The organism is Spongiactinospora gelatinilytica, assembly GCF_003236385.1.
GTDB classification, from domain to species: domain Bacteria; phylum Actinomycetota; class Actinomycetes; order Streptosporangiales; family Streptosporangiaceae; genus Spongiactinospora; species Spongiactinospora gelatinilytica.
This window is the reverse complement of record NZ_POUA01000650.1, coordinates 1-2,121: the sequence shown is the minus strand read 5'-3', so window position 1 is coordinate 2,121 and position 2,121 is coordinate 1. Positions and strand designations below refer to the sequence as shown.

Here is a 2,121-nt window from a genome sequence, read left to right as displayed (position 1 = left end):
GGGGAAGGGGAGGGCATGGTCTGGCCCGAGCGCAGGGCGTAGAGCTCGGCGAGGGTGGCGCCGTCCGGGCCGATGCCCTGGTCGGTGCCGAGCCAGGCCGTCGCCTCCTCGCGGGGCAGCGGGCCGACCTCGATGCGGGCCAGGCAGCGCCCCGGGCGGACCACGGCCGGGTGCAGCCGGGACAGATCCTCGTTGGTGGTGATCGCCACCAGCACGTCACGGCCCTGGCCGAGCAGCCCGTCGGTCAGATTGAGCAGGCGCGACAACCCCTGCCCGCTCGCCGCCTTGGCGCCCGCCCTGATCAGCTCGTCGCAGTCTTCCAGGACGAGCAGCCGCCACTTGGTCTCCTCGCCCGAGGGCCCGTCACCCGGCTCGCCGAAGCCGATGGCGACCTCCATCAGGTATCCGGGGTCGTGGAACAGCCGCTCCGGATCGAGCACGCAGTCGACCTGGCACCAGTCCCGCCACTCGCGGGCCAGGCTGCGCAGCAGCGTGGTCTTGCCGGTGCCCGGCGCGCCGTGCAGCAGGAGCAACCGGCCGTTCACGTCGTCGCGGGTCAGCCGCATCAGCCGGTCCAGCCGGCCGCCCGCGGCGCGGGAGTAGTTGCCCTTGATCCGCCCCCACGGCATCGCGGTGATCGGCCGCTCCCTGCGCCGCCCCCCGCGCTCGGTGCGCCACCAGAAGCCGATCTCCACATGGGCCGCCTCGGGCGCGGGGGCCGCGGCGTCGCGTACGGCCTCCGCGATCACGCTCGTGGCCAGCTCCTCGCTGACCGCCGAGACGTGGACGGTCGCCGAGCGGTCCTTCCACCTGATCACCCGTAGCGTCCAGCCCTCGCCCTCGATGAGGCGGGAGTCGCGGCCGTCCTCCTCGTGCGCCGCGCGCACCACCACCCCGCCGGACGGCATCAGCGGCGCGTCCGGCAGCACGCGCTCCACCGTCGCAGAGCGCGACCATGGCTGGGCCCCCGTGGCGAACGGCGACAGGGCGAGCGCGTCGATGACATCGAGCGCCGAGTCGCCGTCATCCAGCCATACGGTCATCGGCAGGCCGGTGGCCCCCTCCTGTGGTCCGCCGGGCTCGAGCGGCGGGGTGAAGCGGACCTCCTTGACGACTGGCATGGGTCAATGATCCGAGCCGGGCGGCCGCATGTCGATGGGTTTTCCGCCACTGGCGTCCCCGGGCGGTTCCCCGCCGCTCCTGGGGCCTCCTGGGGCGGGAGAGGTCCGGCGAGTACATTCGATCTCAAACACGTGTTCCCTGCGAGGAGGATCATGGACATCGGGCGTGTCGGCGTCTGGCAGCTCTTCGGGCGGGCCCCGTTGCCCGCCGTACGGCAGGCAGCCACTGTGATCGAGCGGCTCGGGTACGGCGCGCTGTGGTTCGGCGAGTCATCGGGCAGCCGGGAGGTGTTCACCTCCGCGGCGATCCTGCTCGCCGCCACCGAGAGCCTCCCGGTCGCCACCGGCATCGCCAACCTGTGGGTCCGCGACGCCACCACCATGGCCGCCGGGGCGGAAGCGCTCGGTGAGGCGTACCCCGGCCGGTTCCTGCTGGGCGTCGGCGTCAGCCACAAGCCCCAAGTCGGCGGCCGCGGCCACGACTACGCGAACCCCCTGGCCGCCACCGCCGGCTACCTTTCGGCGATGGAGACCGCCAGGGAGAACCTGGAGTTCCACGCCGACCCGCCGGTGCCCACCGTGCTGGCCGCGCTGCGTCCCCGGATGCTGGAGCTGGCCAGGGAGCGTACGGCGGGCGCCCACCCCTACTTCGTGCCGGTGGAGCACACGGCGCTGGCCCGCGCGGCGCTCGGCTCCGGCAGGCTGCTCGCCCCGGAGCAGGCGGTGGTGCTCGAAACCGACCCGGCCACCGCCAGGGCCACCGCGCGCGCCCACATGTCGTTCTACCTCGGCCTGCCCAACTACGTGAACAACCTGCGCGGGCTCGGCTTCGGTGACGACGACTTCGCGGGCGGCGGCAGCGACCGCCTGGTGGACGCGATCGTCGCCTGGGGCGACGCCGAGACCGTGGCCGCCCGCGTCCGCGCGCATCTCGATGCCGGGGCCGACCACGTCGCCGTCCAGGCGCTGTCCGCCGACCTGGCCCAGGTGAGCGGGCAGC

Annotated in this window: 2 protein-coding genes; one reads left to right on the top strand and one right to left on the bottom strand. The window is 73.8% G+C overall.

Annotated elements, in window-relative coordinates; genetic code table 11:
- Positions 1-1,121: DUF5925 domain-containing protein (locus C1I98_RS38225; protein WP_233508552.1), on the bottom strand; the 1,121-nt coding region annotated here is incomplete at its 3' end.
- Positions 1,122-1,274: 153 nt separating this feature from the next.
- Between C1I98_RS38225 and C1I98_RS38220 the strand changes: the two genes are divergently transcribed.
- The coding region (locus C1I98_RS38220) for a TIGR03620 family F420-dependent LLM class oxidoreductase (RefSeq protein WP_111172102.1) at positions 1,275-2,121 on the top strand (847 nt) is incomplete at its 3' end.